The organism is Chryseobacterium lathyri (assembly GCF_030812195.1).
GTDB lineage: Bacteria > Bacteroidota > Bacteroidia > Flavobacteriales > Weeksellaceae > Chryseobacterium > Chryseobacterium lathyri_A.
Genome location: NZ_JAUSSF010000002.1, coordinates 269,881 through 294,167, shown reverse-complemented (window position 1 = coordinate 294,167; position 24,287 = coordinate 269,881). Strand labels below are relative to the sequence as shown.

Sequence of the window (24,287 nt, the reverse complement as noted above, 5' to 3'; positions counted from 1 at the left end):
TATAAGGCCTAGGGTAATGAAACTGACCTGAATTTCTTGGTTTAAGTTTTGGTATGTATCCTTTGGTTTGTATAAAATGCTTCCCAAAATAGAACCTGCATACATAATGCTGTGGCTTCTAGTATAGCGGTACTGTCTCCTATTCTGACATTCCTACTTATTAGAATTTTCACTATTATTGGATTTCATGATATTATCTGTTATATTTTTTTACTTTTGTCTGTTGTCCTTTTAAATTCTTCATAATCTCTGAAATAATCTTCCTCATTGTATTCTTCTGAAGCCAGACACAACAATACTGCATTATGGGAAAACTGAATGTCTCGCCATACCAGATTGGGAATGTATAGACCTTTTGTAGGATGATCTAAAGTAAAAGTTTCCTTATGGCCATCTTTGTCCTCTGTATTAAAGATAATGGTTCCTGAAACAGCAAATATAAACTGCTGCAGTGCTTTATGAGCATGTCCTCCTCTCGTTACATCATGAGGCGTATAATACGTCCAGTAGACACGTTTTATCTCAAAAGGAACATTTTTCTGCGTCTCCGCTATGGTAATATAGCCTAGATCTGATGATCCTATTTTATTGAATATAATGATTTGCGGTTTATTGTATTCCATTAATGTTTATAAATAATTCTTTAAGCCCTCAAAGTTAATTATAAAATTACTATCGGAGTACAGCCTGTTATTATTATATACCTCCGTATAAAAATTGCATGAAATAGGGGTTTCGAATTAGAGAGAATATGATACATACTATATTAAACAACTATCGGCTATAAGGCCAATAGTTGTTAAAATCCAAAATATGATAATTTTATTTTCGGACGAGCTGCTTCAGGTATTCACCATAGCCGCTTTTACCGTATTTTTCAGCAGTCTCCAGCAGCTTTTCTTCGTTGATGAATTTATTACGGAACGCAATTTCTTCAATACAGCCTATTTTGAAGCCCTGTCTTTTTTCAATAACACTTACAAATTCAGAAGCGTCATTCAGGGAGTCAAAAGTTCCGGTGTCAAGCCATGCAGTACCCCTGTCCAAAACGCCTACTTCAAGTTTTCCTTTACTTAAATAAACATTGTTGACATCAGTAATTTCAAGTTCTCCTCTTGAAGAAGGCTGAATGTTTTTTGCGATCTCCACCACCTCGTTATCATAAAAATATAACCCGGGAACTGCATAATTTGATTTTGGGTTTGAAGGCTTTTCCTCAATGGAAACGGCTTTAAAATTATCATCAAATTCCACAACACCATATCTTTCGGGATCTGAAACGTGGTAGGCAAAAACCACTCCACCATCCGGATTGGTTTTGTTCTTCAGCAAAGTACCCATTTCAGAGCCATAGAAAATATTGTCTCCTAAAACCAATGCAACAGGATCACTGCCTATGAATGTATCACCTAAAATAAAGGCTTGTGCCAGTCCGTCCGGGCTTGGCTGTACAACATACTCTATATTACAACCGATCTGAGACCCATCGCCTAAAAGTTTGATAAATCCTGCCTGGTCATGAGGAGTTGTAATAATCAAAATATCCTTAATCCCAGCCAATAGCAAAGTTGAGAGAGGGTAATAGATCATGGGTTTATCATAAACAGGCATCAGTTGCTTGCTTACGGCTATGGTAAGAGGGTAAAGTCTTGTTCCGGATCCTCCGGCTAGTATAATGCCTTTCATCTTTTGTTAATTATACTGATTTTCGTAGTATTTCTGATAGTCACCACTTGTTACATTTTCCAGCCACTCTTTATTTTCCAGATACCAGTCGATAGTTTTTGAAAGGCCTTCCTCAAAAGTCACGGATGGTTTCCATCCTAAATCTTTATTAAGTTTAGTAGCATCAATAGCATAACGCTTATCATGCCCCGGTCTGTCTTTTACAAAAGTGATTAATTTTTCAGAATGGCCCTCTGGTTTTCCTAATTTGAAATCCATTTGCTTGATCAGTTCTTTCACCAGGTCTATATTCTGCCATTCATTGAACCCTCCAATATTGTAAGTCTCGCCGGTTTTGGCTTCATTAAAGATTTGATGAATACCTTTTGCGTGATCAATCACAAATAACCAGTCTCTTGTATATTTCCCGTCACCGTAAATTGGTAATGGTCTTTCATTAATAATATTTGAAATACACAGAGGAATTAGTTTTTCAGGGAAATGATTCGGTCCGTAATTGTTTGAACAGTTTGATATGATGAACGGCATTCCGTAAGTGTTTCCATACGCTCTTACCAAGTGATCAGAAGCTGCTTTTGAAGCTGAATATGGAGATTGCGGGTCATAAGCGGTAGTTTCCAAAAAGAAACCTGTTTCGCCAAGACTTCCGTATACTTCATCCGTAGAAACATGATAAAATAAATTGTTTCTTTTTCCATCAGGAAATCTTCCATGCGTGTGGTCCGGATTTAAGGTCCAGAATTCCTTACATAGATTAAGAAGGTTGGCTGTGCCGTTCACATTGGTATTAATAAATGCCATCGGATCTGTAATACTTCTGTCTACATGACTTTCTGCCGCCAAATGCACTACTGCATCCGGGTTATATTTTTCGAATACTTTTCTTAATTCTTCAGGTTTTGTAATGTCTGCCTTTTCGAAAACGTAATTAGGCTCATTTTCAATATCCTTCAGGTTTTCTAAATTTCCAGCGTAAGTAAGGGCGTCCAGATTAATAATTGTTGTGTCCGGATTATTTTTTACAAACTCCCTTACAACGTGAGAACCTATAAATCCGGCTCCTCCGGTAATGATTATATTTTTCATTTATTTATTTTCTATGGTCTTTCTTCCGATACTCTTGTAATGAAACCCATTCTGTTCGGGAATTTCCAGCGGATACATATTTCTTCCGTCAAAAATGACTTTATTTTTCATTTTCTTAGCCATCAGCTCAAAGTTAGGATTTTTAAACTCAGGCCATTCTGTAGCAATAAATAAAGCATCTGCACCTTCAAGGGCATCATACATTCCTTTTGCATAGTATATTTTGTCACCAAGAAGTTTCTGTACATTATTTTCTGCTACTGCATCATACGCGGCAATTTCTGCGCCTTTTTCCAATAAAAGAGCAATATTGTCCAAAGAAGACGCCTCACGGATGTCGTCTGTGTTGGCTTTAAATGCTAAACCCCACATTGCAATTTTCTTTCCCCTGATATTTCCTCCGAAGTATTTTTCAATTTCTGAAACCAGGATAACCTTTTGTGCAGTATTTACTTTTTCAGTGGCCTCAAGGATTTGGAAGTTGAAATCTTCCTGTATTCCGGACTTTATAAGAGCTTTCACATCTTTAGGGAAACAGCTTCCGCCGTATCCGATACCTGGAAATAAAAACCGGTGCCCGATTCTGTCATCACTTCCCATCCCAAGTCTTACTTTATCCACATCTGCACCTACTTTCTCACAGTAATTGGCAATTTCATTCATGAAAGTGATTTTTACGGCAAGGAATGAATTGGCTGCATATTTTGTAAGCTCCGATGATTTCTCATCCATAAAGATGATCGGAATTCCTGTATTCGTGAATGGCTGGTAAATCTTAGCCATAATAGATTTTGCCTTTTCAGAACTTGCTCCTACCACTACTCTCGAAGGGTTCATGGAATCTTCTACGGCAAAGCCTTCCCTTAAGAATTCCGGGTTGGAAACCACATCAAAAGGGATGTCTGTTCTGGAAGCAATTACTTCTCTTACTTTGTCTGCCGTTCCTACGGGAACAGTACTTTTGTTCACGATGACTTTATATGCCGTCATCATTTCTCCGATATTATTGGCAACCTGGATAACATATGAAAGATCTGCAGAGCCGTCTTCTCCTGGCGGTGTCGGTAGCGCCAGGTATATGACTTCACTTTTGTCTAAAGCTTCTTTAAGATTGGTGGTGAAAAATAATCTTTCAGATTGAATGTTTCTCAGAAACATCTCTTCAAGGTTCGGCTCATAGATGGGAACAATGCCGTTTTTCATACCTTCTACTTTCTTTTCATCAATATCAACACAGTATACTGAATTGCCAAGTTCTGCCAGGGTAGTACCTGTAACCAGCCCTACATAACCTGTTCCTACAATTGTTATATTCAAAATGTATGTTTTTAATTTCAGACAAAAATAATAAAAATACTTTCACCTGCCTGTTTAATTTACCTTAATCAAAAATTTTAAGGTATTTACTTGATAATTAAGTAGATTTTGCTTTTTTAGAAAAAATGCGTATATTTGCAGTGGATTTACGGGAAAAAATGGGAAGGCTTCGGAAGAAAGCCTTTTTTCGTACTGGTAAATCAAGATAATTAATGTATGGAGTTTAGAAAAAGAATTGAAGAATTATTGAATGAATTCCTTGAGACCAGAAAGGATTTATTTCTTGTTGATCTGAAATTTTCTGCAGGAGATGATATTACTGTGATCTTGGATGGTGATAATGGGGTGACGCTTCAGGACTGTCTTGATGCAAGCCGTGCTATAGAGTTTAATATGGACCGTGAAGAGCATGATTTTAGCCTTCAGGTGATGTCTGCAGGACTAAGTGAGCCGCTTTCCGCTCCGAGACAGTTCCGGAAAAATTTCGGAAGAGAAATAGAAGTATTGCTGAATGATTCTTCCAAAATTGAAGGTGAGCTGGCAAAAGTGGATGATGAAAAGATTACACTTATTTTACGCTACCGGAAACCGAAAGATGTCGGAAAAGGGAAAGTGGATGTGGAGGAGGAAAAAGAAATTCCTTACTCTGAGATAAAAAAAGCGTTAGTAATAATTAAATTTTAAAAGAAAAAAAAATAGATGGATAATATAGCGTTGATTGAATCCTTTGGTGATTTTAAAGACGAAAAAGGGATCAGTAAGATTGATCTTATGGCAATTATTGAAGATTCACTGAAGACCCTTTTGAGAAAGAGATTTGATTCAGATGATCATTTTGATGTAATTGTGAACCCTGATAAAGGAGATTTTCAGATATTTTTAAATAAAACGATTGTAGAGGACGAAATGTCTGAAGATGACGATCTGGAAATCGAACTTTCTGAAGCTAAGAAGATTGATCCTACTTTTGAAGTTGGCGAAGATTTTACAATGGAAATTCCTGTTGCCCAGCTGGGTAGAAGAAATATTCTTACCTTAAAGCAGATCCTGGCTACAAAACTTCAGGAACATAATAATGCAATGCTTTATGAGCAGTTCAGAGATAAAATTGGGGAGATTGTTATTGGAGAGATCCACCACATCCGTCACAAACATGTGATCTTATTGGATGATGAGGAGAATGAATTTATTCTGCCAAAAGAAAACCAGATCCCGTCCGACTTTTTTAAAAAAGGCGAAAATATCAGAGCTATTGTTGAAACAGTAGATTTTAAAGGGTCAAAACCCCAGATTATTATTTCCAGAACTGCACCTAAATTTCTAGAGAAATTACTAGAGCTGGAAATTCCTGAAATCCAGGATGGAACGATCATGCTTAAGAAAGTAGTAAGGATTCCTGGTGAGAAGGCGAAGATTGCAGTAGATGCTTATGATGACAGAATAGATCCTGTAGGAGCTTGTGTGGGAGTGAAAGGATCCAGAATTCATGGGGTTGTAAGAGAGTTGAGAAATGAAAACATCGATGTGATTCAGTGGTCTAAAAACCCTGAAATTATGGTGAAAAGAGCTTTAGGGAATGTTACTATCAACAAGATTGACATCAACGAGGATGCAAACTATGCGTTAGTTTATACTCCGGTTGAAGAGATTTCCAAAGTAATCGGAAAACAAGGACAGAATATCAGACTGGCTTCTTGGTTATCCGGATATGAAATAGATGTTTATAGAGAATCCAGCGAGGATGACGATGTTGATTTGAGAGAATTTAATGACGATATTGAGCAGTGGATTTTGGATGAATTTAAGAAAGTAGGTCTTACTACTGCGAAATCAGTACTGGATAAGGATACCGAAAGTCTTTTAAATATGGTAGATCTTGAAGAAGAAACCATCGAAGATGTAAAACGTATTCTAAGAGAAGAATTTGAAGATTAAGATTTTAATGAATTTTAATAAACAGTAAAAAAGAAATACTTTAATTTTAAGAATTAAAAAAATAGTAAATAATATAGATGCCAAAAATAAGATTAAATAAAGCGGTTAAGGAATTCAATATTTCGATGTCCAGATTAGTAGAGTTTTTACAGTCAAAGGATTTCGAGGTTGAAAACAATCCTAACGCTCAATTAGAAGAAGCGGCATATTCTGCATTGGAGGCTGAGTTTGCCAAAGACGGCGAACAGAGAAAGGCTTCCCATGAGGTGGTGATCACTAAAGTTCCGGAAGAAAAACTGGAAATTGAAGAAAAGAAAACCCCTGAAGTAATAAGAGCTAAAGCAAACAAACCGGAAACTAAAATTTTAGGTAAAATAGATCTGGAATCTAAAGCTCCTGAAGTTGAAGAAGTGCCTGCAGCATCAGCACCTGTAACAACGCCGGTTGAAGAAAAGAAAGAAGAAGTTGTGGCTGAACCGGAAATTAAAGCAGCTCCTGAAAAACAGGAATTCAAAGTTCTGGATAAAATTGATCTGTCCCAAATAGAATCCAGAAATAGACCTGTAAAAAAAGATAAACCCAAAATGGAGGAGAAAAAAGAAGAGGAAAAACCGGCAGAACCTGTGAAAGAAACTCCAAAACAGCCTGAGCCTGTTGCTGAAAAGAAGGCAGAACCTCAAAAACCAGCTGAGCCTGAATCTCAGGAACCTCAGAAAATAGAAACTGTTTATCAGAAACTTGACGGTCCTAAGATTGTTGGTGAAAAGATCGACTTGACGCAGTTTGCACCAAAACCTGGTTCAGGCGCTAAAAAGAAAAGAAAGAGAATTGAAAAGCCCGGAGGACCAAATCAACAGGGACAAGGGAATAACCAAAACTCAGGAAATAATACCAATAACCAAGGTAACCAAGGAGGTCAGGGTAACCGTCCTCAAGGCCAGGGAGGTCCCGGAGGAAACCGCCCACCAGGACAAGGTGGACCAGGAGGTAACCGTCCACCAGGACAAGGAGGTCAGGGAGGAAACCGTTTCGGAAATAACCAAGGAAGCCGCCCACCAGGTCAGGGAGGCGGATTCAAAAAAGGTCCGGGCGGAAACAACAACAGACCGGGGCAGAGAACTATGCCTGTTGAGCTTACCGACGAGCAGGTTAAAAACCAAATCAAGGAAACTCTTGAAAAACTAACCAATAAAGGAGGTAAATCTAAATCTGCTAAACACAGAAAAGATAAAAGAACCTACCGTAGAGAGCAGGATGAACGTCAGCAAGAAATTGATGCTCAAGACAGATCATTAAAAGTTACGGAATTCATCACAGTAGGTGAACTGGCGAGTTTAATGAATGTTTCTCCAACAGAAGTTATTTCTGCTTGTTTCTCTTTAGGTGTAATGGTAACAATGAACCAAAGACTTGAAGCTGACACTTTATTGTTAGTTGCAGATGAATTTGGATATAAAATAGAATTCTCAGATGCTGACCTTGAAGAGATAGAATCTGAAGAGGATATGGATACTGAGGAGGATCTTTCCCCAAGAGCACCAATCGTAACGGTAATGGGGCACGTTGACCACGGTAAAACGTCTTTACTTGACTACATCAGAAAAACCAATGTTATCGCTGGTGAGTCAGGAGGTATTACCCAGCACATTGGAGCATACAACGTAAAATTAGAAAACGGACAAAGAATTACATTCTTAGATACACCGGGTCACGAGGCATTTACCGCGATGAGAGCCAGAGGTGCTCAGATTACCGATATTGCAATTATTGTAATTGCTGCCGATGATGATGTGATGCCTCAAACGAGAGAAGCAATTTCTCACGCACAGGCTGCAGGAGTACCAATGATCATTGCTTTAAACAAAGTGGACAGACCAAATGCTAACCCTGACAATATCCGTCAGCAGCTTTCCGGGATGAATATCCTTGTAGAGGAATGGGGTGGAAATGTTCAGGCGCAGGAGATTTCTGCGAAGTTCGGTAACAATATGGATGTTCTTTTGGAAAAAGTATTGCTTCAGGCAGAAATGCTTGATCTGAAGGCTAATCCTGATAGAGCAGCTCAGGGAGTTGTTATTGAAGCTTCATTAGATAAAGGAAGAGGATATGTTGCTACAATGTTAGTGCAGACCGGAACCTTAAAAGTTGGAGATTATGTAGTGGCAGGTAAAAACCACGGTAAGGTAAAAGCTATGCTTGATGAAAGAGGCAGAAACCTTAAAGAAGCCGGCCCTTCAATCCCTGTTACGATCTTAGGCCTTGATGGGGCACCAACAGCTGGTGATAAGTTTAAGGTATATTCAGATGAAAGCGAAGCTAAAACAATCGCCAATAAGAGAGAGCAGTTGCAAAGAGAACTTTCAATAAGAACTAAGAAGCATACTACACTTGAAGAACTTGGAAGAAGAATTGCATTAGGTGAGTTCAAAGAATTGAATATTATCCTTAAAGGTGACGTTGATGGTTCTGTAGAAGCATTATCTGATCAATTGCAGAGATTATCTACAGCAGAGATCAATGTAAATATTCTTCATAAAGGTGTTGGACAGATTACTGAATCTGATGTTAACTTAGCAACCGCTTCTGACGCAATTATTATCGGATTTAATGTTAGAGCCGGTGCTAATGCTAAAGAATTGGCTGATAAGGAGGAAATAGAGATCAGAACATATTCAGTAATTTATGCTGCCATTGATGAGGTTAAAGAAGCGATGGAAGGTATGCTTTCTCCTGAAATCAAAGAACAGGTAATCGGTAATGTTGAAATCAGAGAAGTATTCAAAATTTCTAAAGTAGGTACCATTGCAGGATGTATGGTTCTTTCAGGTAAAGTAACCAGACAGTCTAAAGTAAGAGTACTTAGAGATGGTATCGTTAAATTTGACGGAGAGCTGGAAAGCTTGAAGCGTTTCAAAGATGATGTAAGAGAAGTAACCAAAGGTTACGAGTGTGGATTGAACCTGAAAGGTTATAACGATATTGAAGTTGGAGATATTCTTGAAGTTTACGAAGAAGTAGCTGTTAAGAAGAAACTGAAATAAATAGTTTTTAAATTATAAATGTAAAACCACTTTGAAAAAAGTGGTTTTTTTTTGTTTTCCCAAATTAAAAATATAGCCTTAAAATATACTCAACTATGACAAATTGGTGCCACAAGCTGTTAATAAAATAGGTATAAGTGGGCTTACTGACAATGAATATGAAGGATCGCCATTTTTAGATAAAGAATTTTCGCCTTGCACTATTAAGGGTGAAAAGGTACATTTCTTTTGAGATACAATATTTATAATGATGAAATTATTCTGAAAAAAGATGAAGAATATTTCAAAGTACCCAAGGAAGGAGTCGAATATTTTAATAGAAATAATATCAATAAGATTAATTAATGATAGTTATTATCTTCAATCTTCCTCAGAAAAATAATTTTACCAATCGTAAGAAAGAAACGGTAAAGTTTTCTAAAGGTAAAATTACAGAAAATACATATTATTAAAGTGTATCAACTAAATTTTCTAATTTAAAACCTGATTATTTTCTATAATTCAGAAATTAAAGTACTGATGCATTTTTAAACTTAAAAGATCTTAAAGAATCATTTCTTGATAAAAATTCTGATCTTGATTTCTTTTTATAAAATAAATAAAGGAAAACAGAAGATTGCAATGCATTGCTTGAAATACTCACAAAGGAAATTGATTCACAAAGACAAAAGTTGATATGCTATTTATCTTTTCTTGCTAACTGCTATATTGCAGTTGGTTAACAGTTAATTTCTTTGTGAAAATGGTTTATTTTTAGGATACTTTTTTAAAAATGTAATTTATATTAATTCTAAATAATATTTTTTATATTGGTAATAATTTGTTAAAAAAAATAACATGAGTAAAAAAAAAATATTTTATATAAATAATGCTGAATATTATTGTTTAATCCATATTATTTCAAAGATTATGAGTAGAACTAATTAACTAACAGTCGTTAATAACACTGTAAGTGTACTTGCGAGTGTTAATATTTATTAACATATTTGCGAATTAAATATATTAAAATTTGTTAATATGAATGTTAAACTACGTGTATTAAGTGCTGGAGCTCTGTTTTTCTTAGGACAGGTGGCTTTTGCACAAACAACGAAAAAGGACACAGCTACTACGCAGATTGACGAAGTAGTAATGGTTGGATTCGGACAGAAGAAAACAATACAAGAAATGACTGGGTCAGTCAGTACTATGACCGCAAAAGCGATTGCAGATGTTCCGGTAGCTTCTGTAGATAAAATGCTACAGGGTAGAGTTGCAGGGGTACAGACGGGAAGTGCTTCTGGTCAGCCTGGAGGTATGACCAATGTTCGTGTTCGTGGTATTTCATCAATTAATGGTGTTTCTTCACCTATTTACATTGTTGATGGTGTTAGAATTTCCTCTGGTGACTTGTCAAGACAAACCACTACAGCAAATGCTTTGGCAGGATTGAATCCAGATGATATCGAAAATGTTACTGTGTTAAAGGATGCTGTTTCTACAGCAGTATATGGTGCTGATGCTGGAGCTGGAGTTATTGTAATTACAACAAAATCGGGTAAAAAAGGAAAGGCTAGATTTAATTTTGGCTTCAATAGTGGTTTTAATGATAGAGCAGTAAAACCTCATGCTTCTTTCTCTACTTCTGACTGGCAAACATATTTGCTTCAGGCGTATTCAAACCGAGATAATGTAAATTATACTGCAGAACAAATTGCAAATGGAGCTGTGGGAGCTAATGCTGCGGATGTTTTTCAATCTACAAATAATACTGATTGGCAGAAAGCAACTCAGAAGTTAGGCTATCAGCAAAATATAGACTTTAATGTTTCTGGAGGAAATGAAAAGTTTACATATTATTCATCAATAAATTATTATAACCAGGAAAGTGTTGTTAAAGGATCTTATTTTGATAGACTAGCATTCACTACTAAAATAGGATATCAGGCTACTGATAAACTGAAAATAAGTACAGATTTCCAATTTTCATATGGGAAGATCAGTACACTCAGTGATGCGGGTGCATTTTCAAACCCTATCCTTACTCAATACTTTAATAGACCAACAGATGCTGTGACAAATCCGGACGGAAGCTGGAATTATGGGAATGGAGGTAGATTAAGTAATAATAATTTCAATTCGGCAGCTCTTCAAGAGATGAACTATGTACGTGGAGGAAACTTCAGAGCTTTTGCGAACTTAAATGCTGAATATAAAATATTAAAAAATCTTACATATAGATTTGTTTTCTCTCCAGAATATATTAACTTAGAAGAGGATACCTATTGGAACCCAATACATGGAGATGGACAAGCTTATGGAGGATACCAACAAACAAGTGTAAATAGATATTTTAACTTTAATATACAAAATATCTTAGATTTTACTTATAGACTTGATCGTCATAATTTTGGAGCATCATTAATTCAGGAAGCATATAAAAGAGATAATAAATATCTGACAGCTACGGGGATTACAGTTGGTACTCCAACTCTTGAAACTCTTACGAATTTTGTTGTGCCATTTGGTTATGCTGGTGACAGAGATGTAACATCTCGTTATGGTTATGCAGCTACTGGTCACTATGATTATGATAAGTTAATTTTATTAGATGCGTCTTACAGACGTGATATTCTTTCCCAGTTTACTCCAGGTAAAAAGGCTGGTAATTTCTGGTCTGTAGGGGTTGGATTAGACTTAGCTCGTTTTGAAACGATTAAAAATATTGATGCTATCTCTATGCTGAAATTTAGAGCATCTTACGGTAAACTAGGGAATCAGGTAACTGCTAATCCATATGCTACTTATTCTTATACAACTAACTATAATGATTTTGCAGCAGCAACTATGAATAGAGTTTTTAACCCTAATTTGTCTTGGGAAACTGTAAACCCTTTCAATGTTGGAATTGATATGGGATTCTTCAAGAATAGATTGACGGTTTCTGCAGAATACTATAATAAGAAGACCAAAGATCTTATATATAATATTCCATTATCTGCAGCACAAGGTGTTAATAATCCTGCTGACCCTAGAAATGCTTATTATGTTGATAATATTGGAACACTAGTAAATAAAGGTTTCGAATTCTCTGTAAATGGAGATATCTTTAAAGGAGATAGAGATCAATTTAACTGGTCAATTGGGGCTAACTTATCTACTCTAGATAATGAAGTTACTGAATTGTATGGTTCGGATGTTAATACATCCACAACAACAGTTAGAGTAGGTGAAGGAGTGAGAACATTCTATTTGAGAAAATGGGCTGGAGTAGATCCTAGCAATGGAGATCCACTTTGGTATATTAATGGTGTAGACGGAGAAACAACTAATAACTATAACTTAGCTAAACAAGCTGTACAAGGATCTTTCCTAAGTAATGTTTTTGGAGGTGCTAATACCAGTCTTTCTTATAAAGGATTTTCACTTGATCTACAATTCACTTATGGATTCGGAGGTAAGATTTATGATAACTGGTCTAATTACTTATATTCAGACGGGCAGTATTCAGTTAACTATCCAGGATATGGTGATGTGATGGGAGATTATTGGACGCCAACTAATACTGGTGCTTCTAATCCAAAACCAATTATTGGAGGGAATAAGTTATCAAATAGTGCTTCAACGAGATTCTTATATGATTCAGATTATATTCGTCTAAGTAATGCTAGATTAGGTTATACATTTAGCAGTGATTTCCTTAATGGATCTGGATTTGGTTCATTGCAAGTATATGTAATGGCTAATAATGCATATACATACAGATTCGATAAGAATCTTAAATTTGATCCTGAAACAAATATATCAGGTTATACAGATCTAAGTTTGCCAGTATTGAAGTCATTCTTATTTGGTGTTAATTTAAGTTTTTAAAAAAAAGAAAAAATGAAAAATAAAATATTAAAAGTAGCATTATTATCTATTGGACTTTTGACTTTAAATGTCTCTTGTAGTGATGATTTTGTTGATAGAGAATTCTATCAGGAAGTAGAGCAGGCTCCTTTAAAATCTGTTCAGGAAGTAGAGTCTTTTGTAAGAGGTGGGTATGCTGCTATGAGAAGCCAGTACTACTATGGATGTGATTTCTTAGCTTATGGTGAAGTGCGATCTGATGAAATGCTTAGTAATGGAGCTAGTGGTTACTATGTAAACGTGATGAACTATACACAGACATCCGCTGATGCTTATGCAAAAGATACTTGGAATCATATTTATAAAACGGTTGGTTTAGCTAATGTTGTAATTAATACAGATTTTAGCTCATTTAACCAAGATGATAAAGATTACGCAGGTTTCTTACAAGGACAGGCTTATGCAATTAGAGCTCTAGGCTTCTTTGATTTACTTCGTCTATATGGGCAGAAATATACTGGATCATCAACGAATTTAGGTATCGTTTTGCCACTTAAATATGATCCTTTAGCTAAACAGCCAAGGAGTACTATTGCAGAAACTGAAGCACAAATTGCTGCTGATTTTGCTAAAGCAGAACAGTTAATGGAGGATCATGCTGGTTGGGATTTAGGATCTTCTAATAGAACTGAGCTATCGCTTTCAGCTGTTAAAGGCTTAATGGCTAGATTCTATCTTTATAAAGGTGATTATGCTAAGGTGAGACAATTGGTAAATGATATTGTTGATTCTAACGAGTATGAAGTAGTTGGCGCTGCCAATCTTCAGTCTTCTTTTACTTTTGCAATGAATGGTTCAGCTTCTAATTCAATATTTGAATTAGCTGTAGGGAACGCATCAGCTCTTGGTACGGCTTCTTATAGACACAAATTAAGCAATGGTGGATATCGTAATCTTGTTGTAAGACCAGCTACTGTAGCATTATACTCTGTTGCAGATGTTAGAAGATCTCTTATTACTACAGGAGCTACAAATTATTTATCTAATTCTAATGGAGTAAAAGGTAAATATTTAAATGCTTCAGGGGCAGACAATATCAAAATGCTTCGTTATGAAGAAGTTTTATTAGATGGTGTTGAAGCTGAGCTTAATGGTGGTAGTGCTACTAAGGCATTGGAGTATTTCAATGAGATACAACTTAGTAGGAATCTACCTGCAGCGGCAAGTGTTGATATGGTAGAACTGAAAAAAGAAAGAACAAGAGAGCTTCTTGGTGAAGGTTTAAGACAATGGGATCTTAGAAGATGGGGTGATGCTGTTCCTAGACCAGCAAACGCTAGTACAAGTCCATTATTGAATGCTTTCCCAATTCCTTTATCAGAAACTAATGTTGGAGCAGTACAATCTAATCCAGGTTATGATAATTAGAATTTATCAATAATTTTATTCTTAACAAAAAAACCGCCATTGGCGGTTTTTTTGTTAAAATACAAAAGAAGAATTTATTATCTTTACATAAATCTTTAAAGTGATATGACAAAGATACTTTTAACTTTAGCTGTGTTTTCTATTTTCTCAACTGCTTTTGCGCAGGCAGGAAATGATAACGTTTTTATGTCTGGTGATAAAATTTTTACTCTTGGTAAAAGGAGCAAAAGTGGTGAATATAAAATAGATGGTGATCCATATACAAATGGTAAGAAATTTGAAAAAGTCTCAATTGAGGGATATTCAAACAATATTCAGGATCTTAGATACAATGCTTATGAGGATGAAATGGAGTTTGCAAAAGATAATGAAAATTACTTTGTGAATAAGGTAGAAGGATTGGTTATTCATTTTCCTACATTAAATAAAACCTACATCGTAAAAGATTACACCTATTTAGGCAATAAAAAATTTGGGTATCTTGTACTATTAAACAAAAAAGATGCTAAATATGGATTGTTTAAGAGAGAGAAGGTTGAGCTTATTGCTGGTGAAAAAAGCCCTAATGCTTATGGCAAGGATGCTAACGACTATTTTGCAAAAGAAAAAGATCTATATTTAATTTCAATTGGAAGCCAATTTTATAAAGCGCCAAAAAGTACTGATGAACTTGCAGAACAGTTATCCCTAGACAAAAAAGAGTTATCTAATTTTGTTAAAACCAATAAAATTAATTTTAATAAGGAAAAAGATCTTGTAAAATTAGTTGACTTTATTAATAAATAATAATTATAAAAAAAACATGTATTTTTGCTGTACAATAGCAGAAAATGAAGTACATCCTCTTTATAATAACCTTCTTCGGTTTTGTAGCCCAAGCCCAGGTAGTCAATAAGACAGATATCAAAAGGCCGCAAAAAGAAGAAGATACCCTTGTCATAGATACCGGGAAAAAAGATTCCCTGAAAATTTTTAAACCTACTATTAATGATTATCTGTATCAGACCCAGTTTTCTGAAAAGAAGATTTTTGATACTGTGCTGACTTTTGACAAGACCCATATTTTTTCGCAGTACAATAATACGGACAACTTTGGGAGGGCTCAGGTTGCTAATATAGGCGCAGGATTCAATCCTTTGATTTATGAAGTGAATCCGGAGCAGAACCTGTCTTTACTTCCTTCCAACAAAGCATACATGATCATCGGTGCTGATGATGTAAAATATTACGATGTAAAAACACCTACGGCCGCCTTCATCTATCATACTGCAATGAAGAATGGAGCTGCATTAAAATCTACTTATACCCAGAATATTGGGAAGAGATTTAATTTTGCCCTTGAATATATGGGGCTTCGCTCCCAGGGATTTTATAGAAATTCATTAGCTTCCAATAACAATACTTTATTTTCGGGACATTACGTTTCCAAGAGTGGGAATTATGAATTGTTTGCCCATTATCTTCACCAGAATGTAAACAACCAGGAAAGCGGTGGAATTACAGAAGATGATCTTTTTCAGAGTGGTGACAGCAACTATAAAAACAGACAGAATGCCCAGGTTAATCTGGCTTCGTCAAGTTCTCAGTATTCATACAGAAGATATTTTCTGAGCCATCAGTTTACACCTTTCAATTCAGAAAAAATTCCATTCAGCATAAGACATACTTTGTCTCATCAGGGTAATAAATATTTTTACAATCAGGGAGCAGTGGAACCCTACTGGTATGATAACGTTTCAGAATTGACTAATGGTTTTCCACTTACTACAAAAAAATATTCGGATAACTTCAGCAATACTGTGAGTCTTGTTTTTGATAATGAAAAATTTAAGCTTGATGGTGGAGTACGGTATCAGATGCTGAAATTTGGAGTGAGAGATATTGCTACAGTAAATGGTATAGCTCTTCCCGGTGAATTTAAAGAAAATAGAATTGGAGCGGTTGGAAATCTTCAGGTAAAACTTTGGGATAAGTTCCAACTGAAATCTTTTTTAGAATTTTCCAACGGAAGCCAATTTGGGAGCTATCTTAGAACAGCCAATAACATAAAATTTGAGCCTGTAAAAGATTATTTTGTGAATGCAAAAGTAAACTTCCAGAGCGCTTACCCATCATTTAACTACCTTTTAAATACTTCCGTTTACAACAAATACAATTATTATCTTGCAGACGCCAAAAACCAGACGGTAACAGAGATAGGAGGAAGTGTTAATCTAAAATGGTTCAAAACAGAAATTTTCGCCAACTATTTCAGAATAGATAATTACACTTATTTCAATGCTGATGGAGCACCGGCGCAGAGCAGCAATTCATTGAACATTTCCCAGATCGGGGGAGATGCCACATTCAGTTATGGAAAATTCCATCTTAATACAAGACTGCATTTCCAGAATGCACTGACGAATAAAGAGCTGCTTCCGATGCCAAGCTTTATAGGAAGAGCCAACTTCTTTTTCCAAAGTCAGGCATTTAAAAAAGCAGCAGAAATTCAGGCAGGTTTGAAAGTGTATTATTTCTCAAAATTTGCCTCAAGAGATTACTTCCCGATTTTAAACGAATATATTTTGCCTAATGCAGATTCGTTCTCTATTGGAGGACAGCCAATGGTAGACCTTTATATTAATATGAAGGTTAAAAAAATGTTCTTTTACGTAGAAGGCCAGCAGATAGGAACCGTAATTTCCAACAATAAAGCATACGCATTTCCACACTATCCGGTTTATGATTTCAGATTAAACATTGGTATTGTGTGGTATTTGTTCAACTAAAAACAAAACAGCGTTGAAAACAATAAATAAGATATCATTTAATGATATAGAAAGCATACCTCAGTTGATAAAAGATTTCCTGAATCAGAAAATTGAAGGTTTTGAAAAAAATACCTTTTCTTTAGATCACTTTAAAGATCAGCTTCATCTCAAACAGAATTCTTTTACACAGGACCAAAGGCAAATCTTAACCCATGTATTAGAAAAACAACTTTCAGAGCTTACCCTTTCATCGAAACAGAAAGAAAATCTGGAAAACCTGAAGACACCCAATACATTTACTGTAACTACCGGGCATCAGCTAAATCTGTTTTCCGGACCTGTTTTCTTCGTCTATAAAATTTTACAGACTATTAAAACATGTGCCTATCTGAAAGAAAAATTTCCGGATTTTAATTTTGTTCCCATATACTGGATGGCATCGGAAGATCATGATTTTGCAGAGATCAACCATTTCAAAACAGAAAACAATTATTATGAAATCAACGAGAAATCTGGCGGACCGGTAGGCAGGATTACGATCAGCGATACATTCTTTATTTCTGAGTTTGAAAAAGAATTTAAAGATTCCGTATTCGGAACAGAGCTGATTTTGATGATGAAAGAAGCGTATAAACCCGGAAATACATTGACGGAAGCCATTAAAATTTTAGTAAACAGGCTTTTTTCTGAATTTGGCCTGCTGATTATTGATGGTGATTCCAGAGAACTCAAAAACCAGATCAAAGATATTTTTAAAGATGAGCTTCTGAATTTCAGTTTACAGAAAAACTCAAAAGAAAAAGTGGATTTTCTGACAGGAAAATATGGAAAAGTACAGGTCAATCCGCGTGATATCAATCTTTTTTATCTTTCTGAAACAAGAGACAGGATCGATTTTGACGGTGAAAAATATATTGCAGTAGATACAGATAAAACATTTACCCAGGAAGAAATACTTCAGGAGCTTGAAAACCATCCCGAAAAATTCAGCCCGAATGCATTAATGCGTCCCGTTTATCAGGAGAAAGTGCTTCCCAACTTGGCATACATCGGAGGGAATGCGGAGATTATGTATTGGCTGGAGTTAAAAGATTATTTTAAATCTGTCAATATTCCTTTTCCTGTTTTGATTCCAAGGAACTCAATGCTTTTCATTAAAGAAAAAACGGTTGGCAAAATTGAGAAGCTGGGTCTTAATATTCAAGATTTCTTTGGAAGCTTCACAGCAGTTACCAATCAGAAAATTCTAAAAGATAGCCGTGTATTATCGTTGCTTGAAGAAAAAGAAATACTTCTAAAGAAAAGCTTCTCCGAACTGAAATCTGCAGCAGAAACTACAGAGCGCTCTTTCGGAAATATGGTGAAAGCAGAAGAAGTGAGACAGCTGAAATCATTCCTAAGAATGAAAAAACGCCTGTTGCATGCAGAAAAAATAAAACAGAGCGAATTACTCGAGAGACTGGAGAATTTGTTTTTAGATGTACATCCTTCAAAAACCTGGCAGGAAAGAGTCTATAACTTTAGCGTATTCTTTTCAGATTATGGTTATACATGGCTTGAAAATTGTTGGGAAGAAATGGTGGTTCAAGAATCCAAATTAATAATTGTTGCCATTTAATTTTAAAGAAGTATTTTTGTAAATTATAATTATCGAGTATGATAAAGAGGTTTTTTATTTTGTCCAGTTTATGTATGGTTTTGGGAGCATCTGCCCAAAACTCGCACACCGTTGTAAAAGGAGATAATCCTTATAATATTGCAAAAAAATACGGGATTACTGTAGATGAACTGTTAAAGCTGAACCCAAAATTCAAAAACGGTAAGCTAGCAATAGGAGATGTGGTTACGGTGAAAGCCGAAAAACATACTGTTGCGGCTTCCAAGCCTGTAGTCGCAGAAAAGGCAAAACCTAGCCATTTAAATACGCAGGTTGGAAAAATTATTCTTCAGCCTAAACAGACCATTTACGGAATTACAAAGCAGTATCGTATCTCTGAAACAGACCTGAGAAAACTGAACCCTGAACTCGATACCCATATGAAAATAGGGGATGAGATCATTTTACCTCTCGAAAGCATCAAAAAATATGGCGGAGAACAGCAGGCAGTTCCGGCATCTATAGTTGCCAAATCTACAGAAACTCATACAGAGGCATCTGCAGCAGTGGTAACACCTGCAGAAGGAGAAGCGTATGTAATCCAGTCAAAAGATAATTATTACAGAATTACAAAACAATTTGGAATCAGCCAGCAGGAGCTTTTTGCTTTAAATCCAGGATTAGAAGAAAAAGGCCTTAAGCCGGGTGAAACCATCAACGTAAAAAAATCAAATACGGATGTAGCTGTGGTTTCCGAACCCGTAAATCCAAAGACAAAAATAGATTCAGGAAATGAAAAATCTCCGGCAGGAACTATAACTGCAGGAGCTGATGATTACGTTACCTATACCGTTCAGCAGGGAGATACAGTATTCTCTATTATTAATAAATTCGGGGTTTCAATCGATGAGCTGATCGCGTTAAATCCAGATCTTTCAAAAGGATTGAAAGCAGGAATGGTCTTAAAGATTAAGAAACAGGATCCTGCTTATGTAAAGAAAAGTGGAGATGCATTGAGCGTTGTTTTAATGCTTCCTTTCGGATACAGTACCAACGAAACCCAATACAGATCAATGGCGCTGGATTTCCTTACCGGGGCTAAACTGGCAATTGAAAGAAATGCAAGAGGCGGGCAGAAGCTTGATGTCAAAATTGTGGATTCAGGAAACGAAGCCTCATTTAAAAATTCAATGGCCCAGATCAATCCGGATAATACAGACCTTATTATCGGCCCATTCTTTAAATCTAACGTAATTGATGTTCTCGATTTTACTAAAAACCAGAAAATTCCGGTTGTAGCACCTTTTGCCAACTCTCCGGAACTATATAATTATAATAACCTGATCATCGTTGAGACCAATGACCAGACTTATGCTGACAAGATCGTTGAAGAGGTAAAAGCTGTATATTCAGATCAGAAAATATATGTAGTGGCTGACAGTAAAAAAGAAATTGCAAACTACATTAAAGGAGGTCTTGAAAAAGCGGTTAAAAATCCAAATATCATTGTAGTGAACTCTCCTGCAGAAATTCAGCTGGATCAGAATATGATGACAGGGCAATCTGCTCCGGTTATTGCAATTCTTGCCAGTGATAATGATGCTGCCGGAGAAGCTTTTGCCAATAAAACAATTGCTCTTTCCAAAGAAGTGCAGGGAGTGAAAGCATTCAGTATGTACTATTCGCCGGTTTTTGAGAAAAAAGTTGATGAGCTAAGCCAGGCAAACCTTGTGTATCTGATGGACAGGAAGATCAATGCAGAAGGCAATTTTGAGAAAGAAATCTTAGCTGCTTATAAAAGCAAATACTGTAAAACACCTCCTAAATATGCAATCGTAGGTTTTGATGTCGTGAATGACATGCTGACGAGAGAAAATAAAAAAGGAGAGATCTTTAAACAGATGAATAAAGTTCAGACTCAGCTTGCTACCAAGTTTGAGTTTGTAAAATCTAAAGCAAATGGGGCTTATGTAAACACCGGATACCGAGTGATTAGATTAGTTCCTTAACTGATTTATGCCTTTTTAAAGGAATATTTTTAACATTATCTTTATATTTGCATAATATTTAAATCAATACATGAAAGCACTTGTATTTCCTGGGCAGGGTTCTCAGTTCGTAGGAATGGGAAAAGAATTGTACGATTCTAGAAAAGACATAAAGGACTTAATGGAATCTGCCAATGAAATTTTAGGTTTCGATATTCTTACCTTGATGTTCAATGGTACGGATGAAGATCTTAAGAAAACAGAGGTTACCCAACCTTCTATCTTTATACATTCAGTAGCTGCTTTAAAAGCAGTGAACGGTCTTGGAGCCGAAATGGTTGCAGGGCATTCTTTAGGAGAATTTTCAGCCTTAGTCGCCAATGGAGTTTTGTCCTTTGATGACGGCCTGAAATTAGTATTTGAAAGAGCAAAGGCAATGCAGGAAGCCTGTGATGCCAATCCAAGCTCAATGGCTGCAATTTTAGGTCTTGAAGATGCTAAAGTTGAAGAGATTTGTGCGCAGATCAGCGGTATTGTAGTACCTGCCAATTACAACTGTCCCGGACAATTGGTAATTTCAGGAGAAACGTCTGCTGTAGAAGAAGCCTGTGTAAAGCTTAAAGAAGCAGGAGCAAAAAGAGCATTGTTGCTTCCTGTAAACGGAGCATTCCACTCTCCATTGATGAAGCCTGCACAGGAAAGACTGGCAGACGCGATTGAAAAAACAAAATTCAGAAAAGCAACTATTCCGGTATACCAGAATATCACAACTACAGCAGTGACCAATCCTGAGGAAATCAAACAAAACCTGATCGCTCAGCTTACAGGCCCTGTAAAATGGACACAGTCTGTTCAGAATATGATCAAAGACGGTGCCTCGAATTTTGTAGAAGTTGGTCCTGGAAAAACTCTTCAGGGATTGATCAAGAAAATTGATGGCTCTGTAGATGTTGCTTCTGCAATCTAATTAAAAAAATATGGGCGGAATATTTTCACCGGGAAAGCTTATGCTTACTTCAGAATATTTCGCAATAGACGGAGCTCTTGTCCTGGCAGTACCTACCAAGCTTGGACAAGAGTTTTTTTTTGATGAAAAAGACGATGAAAAATCCCTGATCTTTTGGGAAGCCCATCATCAGAACAAGTTATGGCTGAAAGCTGTCATTGATTATAAGAACTGGCAGATCCTCGAAACCAATATTCCTTCAAGTGCTGAATTTATTCTGAAAACCCTTAAAAATGTTCAGCAGCTTTCTAAAACCAAATTAAAAACCAATTTTACTTACCATCTTAGGACGAATCTTCAGTTTCCTGCAGATTACGGTCTGGGCAGCAGTTCTACTTTGATGAACAACCTTGCGGAGTGGGCGGATATTGACCCTTTTCATCTCAACAGCATCAGTCTGGGAGGAAGTGGCTATGATATTGCGGTTGCAAAAGAAAAATCTGCTATTCTTTTCAGAAACAAACCTCAAATCAGTTATGAGAAAGTAGATTTCAATCCACTGTTTAAAAATGAACTGATTTTTATCCATCTGAATCAGAAACAGGATAGCCGGGAAGGTATCAGTTTTTACAAGTCGAAACAAAAGTCACAAATCCTCATTGATGAATTTTCGGATATCACAAAGAAAGTTTTGTTATGCAGCGAATTGGAAAATTTTTCCCAATTGATGATGATTCATGAACAAAAAATTTCAAAATTCCTTGAAATTCCCACAGTTAAAGGGAAATTTTTTGCAGACTGTCCTGTTTTTGTTAAAAGTTTGGGAGCGTGGGGCGGAGATTTTGTGATGAGTGCCAAATTTCACGGCTATGAGGACTATTTTTGGGGAAAAGGTTTTAATACTGTTTTTGAATGGTCTGATATAATTAATTTATAATCAGCAATTTACAATCCCGTTTTTTTATTTGTCATTCTGACTTATATCATTATATTTAAACCACCTTTAACAAATAATTAATATTAATTTTGTTGAGCCCAATAAAGAAATAGAAAATATAAGTAAAATGAAACACGCTAAAATCATCCAGGATTTAGAAAAATTAGGGATTAAAGGGAATTATGAAGTCGTCTATAACCCGTCTTACGAAGAGTTATATCAGGCTGAGATAGCTCCTGAAAATCAAGGCTTTGAGAAAGCTGAGCTTACGGAATCTGGTGCAGTATCAGTAAAAACCGGAATTTTCACAGGTCGTTCACCTAAAGACAGATATATAGTTCAGGATGATGTTACGAGAGACACAATTTTCTGGGATGGGAAAGTAAACCTTCCTACTACAGCGGAAAATTTTGATTCTTGTAAAGGATTAGTGCTGAACCAGCTTTCTGAAGCTAAAAAAATCTATGTTGTTGATGCTTTTTGTGGTACCAATACAGATACCAGATTAAAAGTAAGGTTTATCGTTGAAGTAGCGTGGCAGGCGCATTTCGTTACTAATATGTTTATCCGTCCGTCTCACTATGAGCTTGAAAACTTCGGAGAGCCGGATTTCACAGTGATCAACGGTTCTAAAACAACCAATCCGAACTGGGAAGCTCAGGGACTGAATTCTGAGAACTTCATCATGTTCAATCTTACTGAAAAACTACAGATCATCGGAGGTACCTGGTATGGAGGTGAAATGAAGAAAGGGATGTTTGCTATGATGAACTATTACCTTCCATTGAAAGGAATGGCTTCTATGCACTGTTCTGCCAACGTAGGCGAGGATGGTGATGTAGCTCTTTTCTTTGGTCTTTCCGGAACTGGAAAAACAACTTTATCTGCAGATCCTAAAAGATTCCTGATCGGTGACGATGAGCACGGTTGGGATAATAATGGTGTATTCAACTATGAAGGAGGATGTTATGCCAAAGTAATTGACCTTTCAGCAGAAAAAGAACCGGATATTTTCAGAGCGATCAAAAGAGATGCGCTTCTTGAAAATGTAGTGGTAAATAACGGAATTGCTGATTATACAGACGGATCTATCACTGAAAATACAAGAGTATCTTACCCAATTTACCATATCAACAAGATTGTTCTTCCTTCTAAAGCAGGGCATGCTAAGAAGATTGTTTACCTTTCTGCTGATGCATTCGGAGTATTGCCTCCGGTTTCTATCTTAGATGAAAACCAGGCACAATACCACTTCCTTTGCGGATATACATCCAAACTGGCTGGTACAGAAAGAGGAATCACTGAACCTGAACCATCTTTCTCTCCTGCATTTGGAGAGGCATTCCTTACCCTTCATCCGACGATGTATTCTAAAACACTGATCGGAAAAATGAAAGAGCACGGTGCTAAAGCCTATTTAGTAAATACCGGCTGGAACGGAACAGGAAAGAGAATTTCTTTGAAAGATACAAGAGCGATCATCGATGCAATCATTGACGGTTCTATCGAAAATGCTCCTAAAAATCGGGTCCCGATCATGAACCTTGAAATTCCTACAGAGCTTCCGAATGTTTCCGAAGGAATTTTAGATCCAAGAGAAACATACAGTAATGCTTCAGAATGGGAAGAAAAAGCAAGAGACCTTGCTGCAAGGTATATTAAAAACTTTGAGCAGTATTGCAATACTGAAGAAGGGAAGAAATTAGTTTCTTCAGGACCTCAGCTTCAGCAGCAGACTATCTAAT

Annotated in this window: 16 protein-coding genes; 12 read left to right on the top strand and 4 right to left on the bottom strand. The window is 36.3% G+C overall.

From position 1 onward, the window contains the following. Positions 1–200: 200 nt before the first annotated feature. The 4 genes from J2T03_RS11525 to J2T03_RS11510 all read right to left on the bottom strand — a co-directional run bounded on the left by J2T03_RS11525 (position 201) and on the right by J2T03_RS11510 (position 4,089). The gene (locus J2T03_RS11525) at positions 201–623 is read right to left on the bottom strand and encodes a sugar 3,4-ketoisomerase (RefSeq protein WP_306840493.1); all 423 of its coding nucleotides are present in this window, start codon (positions 621–623) and stop codon (positions 201–203) included. Positions 624–822: 199 nt separating this feature from the next. Beyond that, a complete protein-coding gene (gene rfbA / locus J2T03_RS11520) occupies positions 823–1,686 on the bottom strand; it encodes a glucose-1-phosphate thymidylyltransferase RfbA (RefSeq protein ID WP_306840492.1) in 864 nt (287 codons plus the stop codon). Between the two features lie 6 nt (positions 1,687–1,692). Continuing rightward, positions 1,693–2,772, bottom strand: coding sequence for a dTDP-glucose 4,6-dehydratase (gene rfbB, locus J2T03_RS11515; RefSeq protein ID WP_307211327.1), 1,080 nt, complete (start codon positions 2,770–2,772; stop codon positions 1,693–1,695). After that, the gene (locus J2T03_RS11510; protein ID WP_306840490.1) at positions 2,773–4,089 is read right to left on the bottom strand and encodes a UDP-glucose dehydrogenase family protein; all 1,317 of its coding nucleotides are present in this window, start codon (positions 4,087–4,089) and stop codon (positions 2,773–2,775) included. A gap of 216 nt (positions 4,090–4,305) precedes the next feature. Between J2T03_RS11510 and rimP the strand changes: the two genes are divergently transcribed. The 12 genes from rimP (at position 4,306) to pckA (ending at position 24,286) form a co-directional block, all read left to right on the top strand. Next, entirely contained in the window at positions 4,306–4,773 is a 468-nt protein-coding gene (rimP, locus tag J2T03_RS11505; protein WP_306840489.1) for a ribosome assembly cofactor RimP, read from the top strand. A 15-nt stretch (positions 4,774–4,788) separates the two neighbouring features. Next, entirely contained in the window at positions 4,789–6,024 is a 1,236-nt protein-coding gene (gene nusA, locus J2T03_RS11500; protein WP_111959002.1) for a transcription termination factor NusA, read from the top strand. 77 nt (positions 6,025–6,101) lie between these two features. Continuing rightward, on the top strand, positions 6,102–9,065 hold the full coding sequence (gene infB, locus J2T03_RS11495; RefSeq protein ID WP_306840488.1) for a translation initiation factor IF-2: 2,964 nt from the start codon (positions 6,102–6,104) through the stop codon (positions 9,063–9,065). A 1,017-nt stretch (positions 9,066–10,082) separates the two neighbouring features. Continuing rightward, on the top strand, positions 10,083–12,917 hold the full coding sequence (locus J2T03_RS11490) for a SusC/RagA family TonB-linked outer membrane protein (RefSeq protein WP_307211326.1): 2,835 nt from the start codon (positions 10,083–10,085) through the stop codon (positions 12,915–12,917). A 12-nt stretch (positions 12,918–12,929) separates the two neighbouring features. Further along, the gene (locus J2T03_RS11485; protein ID WP_307211325.1) at positions 12,930–14,324 is read left to right on the top strand and encodes a RagB/SusD family nutrient uptake outer membrane protein; all 1,395 of its coding nucleotides are present in this window, start codon (positions 12,930–12,932) and stop codon (positions 14,322–14,324) included. Positions 14,325–14,429: 105 nt separating this feature from the next. Next, on the top strand, positions 14,430–15,110 hold the full coding sequence (locus J2T03_RS11480; protein WP_307211324.1) for a hypothetical protein: 681 nt from the start codon (positions 14,430–14,432) through the stop codon (positions 15,108–15,110). Positions 15,111–15,154: 44 nt separating this feature from the next. Next, positions 15,155–17,092, top strand: a complete 1,938-nt coding sequence (locus J2T03_RS11475; RefSeq protein WP_307211323.1) for a putative porin — start codon at positions 15,155–15,157, stop codon at positions 17,090–17,092. Between the two features lie 13 nt (positions 17,093–17,105). Continuing rightward, a complete protein-coding gene (gene bshC / locus J2T03_RS11470; protein WP_307211322.1) occupies positions 17,106–18,692 on the top strand; it encodes a bacillithiol biosynthesis cysteine-adding enzyme BshC in 1,587 nt (528 codons plus the stop codon). Between the two features lie 38 nt (positions 18,693–18,730). After that, positions 18,731–20,680: an amino acid ABC transporter substrate-binding protein gene (locus J2T03_RS11465; RefSeq protein WP_307211320.1), complete on the top strand. Its 1,950-nt coding sequence runs from the start codon at positions 18,731–18,733 to the stop codon at positions 20,678–20,680. Positions 20,681–20,750: 70 nt separating this feature from the next. Then, on the top strand, positions 20,751–21,626 hold the full coding sequence (gene fabD, locus J2T03_RS11460; protein ID WP_307211319.1) for an ACP S-malonyltransferase: 876 nt from the start codon (positions 20,751–20,753) through the stop codon (positions 21,624–21,626). A gap of 10 nt (positions 21,627–21,636) precedes the next feature. Further along, the gene (locus J2T03_RS11455; RefSeq protein ID WP_307211318.1) at positions 21,637–22,542 is read left to right on the top strand and encodes a GYDIA family GHMP kinase; all 906 of its coding nucleotides are present in this window, start codon (positions 21,637–21,639) and stop codon (positions 22,540–22,542) included. 127 nt (positions 22,543–22,669) lie between these two features. Further along, a complete protein-coding gene (gene pckA / locus J2T03_RS11450) occupies positions 22,670–24,286 on the top strand; it encodes a phosphoenolpyruvate carboxykinase (ATP) (protein ID WP_307211317.1) in 1,617 nt (538 codons plus the stop codon). Position 24,287: the final 1 nt, after the last annotated feature.

Bases quoted from the DNA above. Each gene is read 5' to 3' on its own strand.
- J2T03_RS11525 (WP_306840493.1), bottom strand. From the start codon at position 623: ATGGAATACAATAAACCGCAAATCATTATATTCAATAAAATAGGATCA.
- rfbA (WP_306840492.1), bottom strand. From the start codon at position 1,686: ATGAAAGGCATTATACTAGCCGGAGGATCCGGAACAAGACTTTACCCT.
- rfbB (WP_307211327.1), bottom strand. From the start codon at position 2,772: ATGAAAAATATAATCATTACCGGAGGAGCCGGATTTATAGGTTCTCAC.
- rimP (WP_306840489.1), top strand. From the start codon at position 4,306: ATGGAGTTTAGAAAAAGAATTGAAGAATTATTGAATGAATTCCTTGAG.
- nusA (WP_111959002.1), top strand. From the start codon at position 4,789: ATGGATAATATAGCGTTGATTGAATCCTTTGGTGATTTTAAAGACGAA.
- infB (WP_306840488.1), top strand. From the start codon at position 6,102: ATGCCAAAAATAAGATTAAATAAAGCGGTTAAGGAATTCAATATTTCG.
- J2T03_RS11490 (WP_307211326.1), top strand. From the start codon at position 10,083: ATGAATGTTAAACTACGTGTATTAAGTGCTGGAGCTCTGTTTTTCTTA.
- J2T03_RS11485 (WP_307211325.1), top strand. From the start codon at position 12,930: ATGAAAAATAAAATATTAAAAGTAGCATTATTATCTATTGGACTTTTG.
- J2T03_RS11480 (WP_307211324.1), top strand. From the start codon at position 14,430: ATGACAAAGATACTTTTAACTTTAGCTGTGTTTTCTATTTTCTCAACT.
- J2T03_RS11475 (WP_307211323.1), top strand. From the start codon at position 15,155: ATGAAGTACATCCTCTTTATAATAACCTTCTTCGGTTTTGTAGCCCAA.
- J2T03_RS11465 (WP_307211320.1), top strand. From the start codon at position 18,731: ATGATAAAGAGGTTTTTTATTTTGTCCAGTTTATGTATGGTTTTGGGA.
- fabD (WP_307211319.1), top strand. From the start codon at position 20,751: ATGAAAGCACTTGTATTTCCTGGGCAGGGTTCTCAGTTCGTAGGAATG.
- J2T03_RS11455 (WP_307211318.1), top strand. From the start codon at position 21,637: ATGGGCGGAATATTTTCACCGGGAAAGCTTATGCTTACTTCAGAATAT.
- pckA (WP_307211317.1), top strand. From the start codon at position 22,670: ATGAAACACGCTAAAATCATCCAGGATTTAGAAAAATTAGGGATTAAA.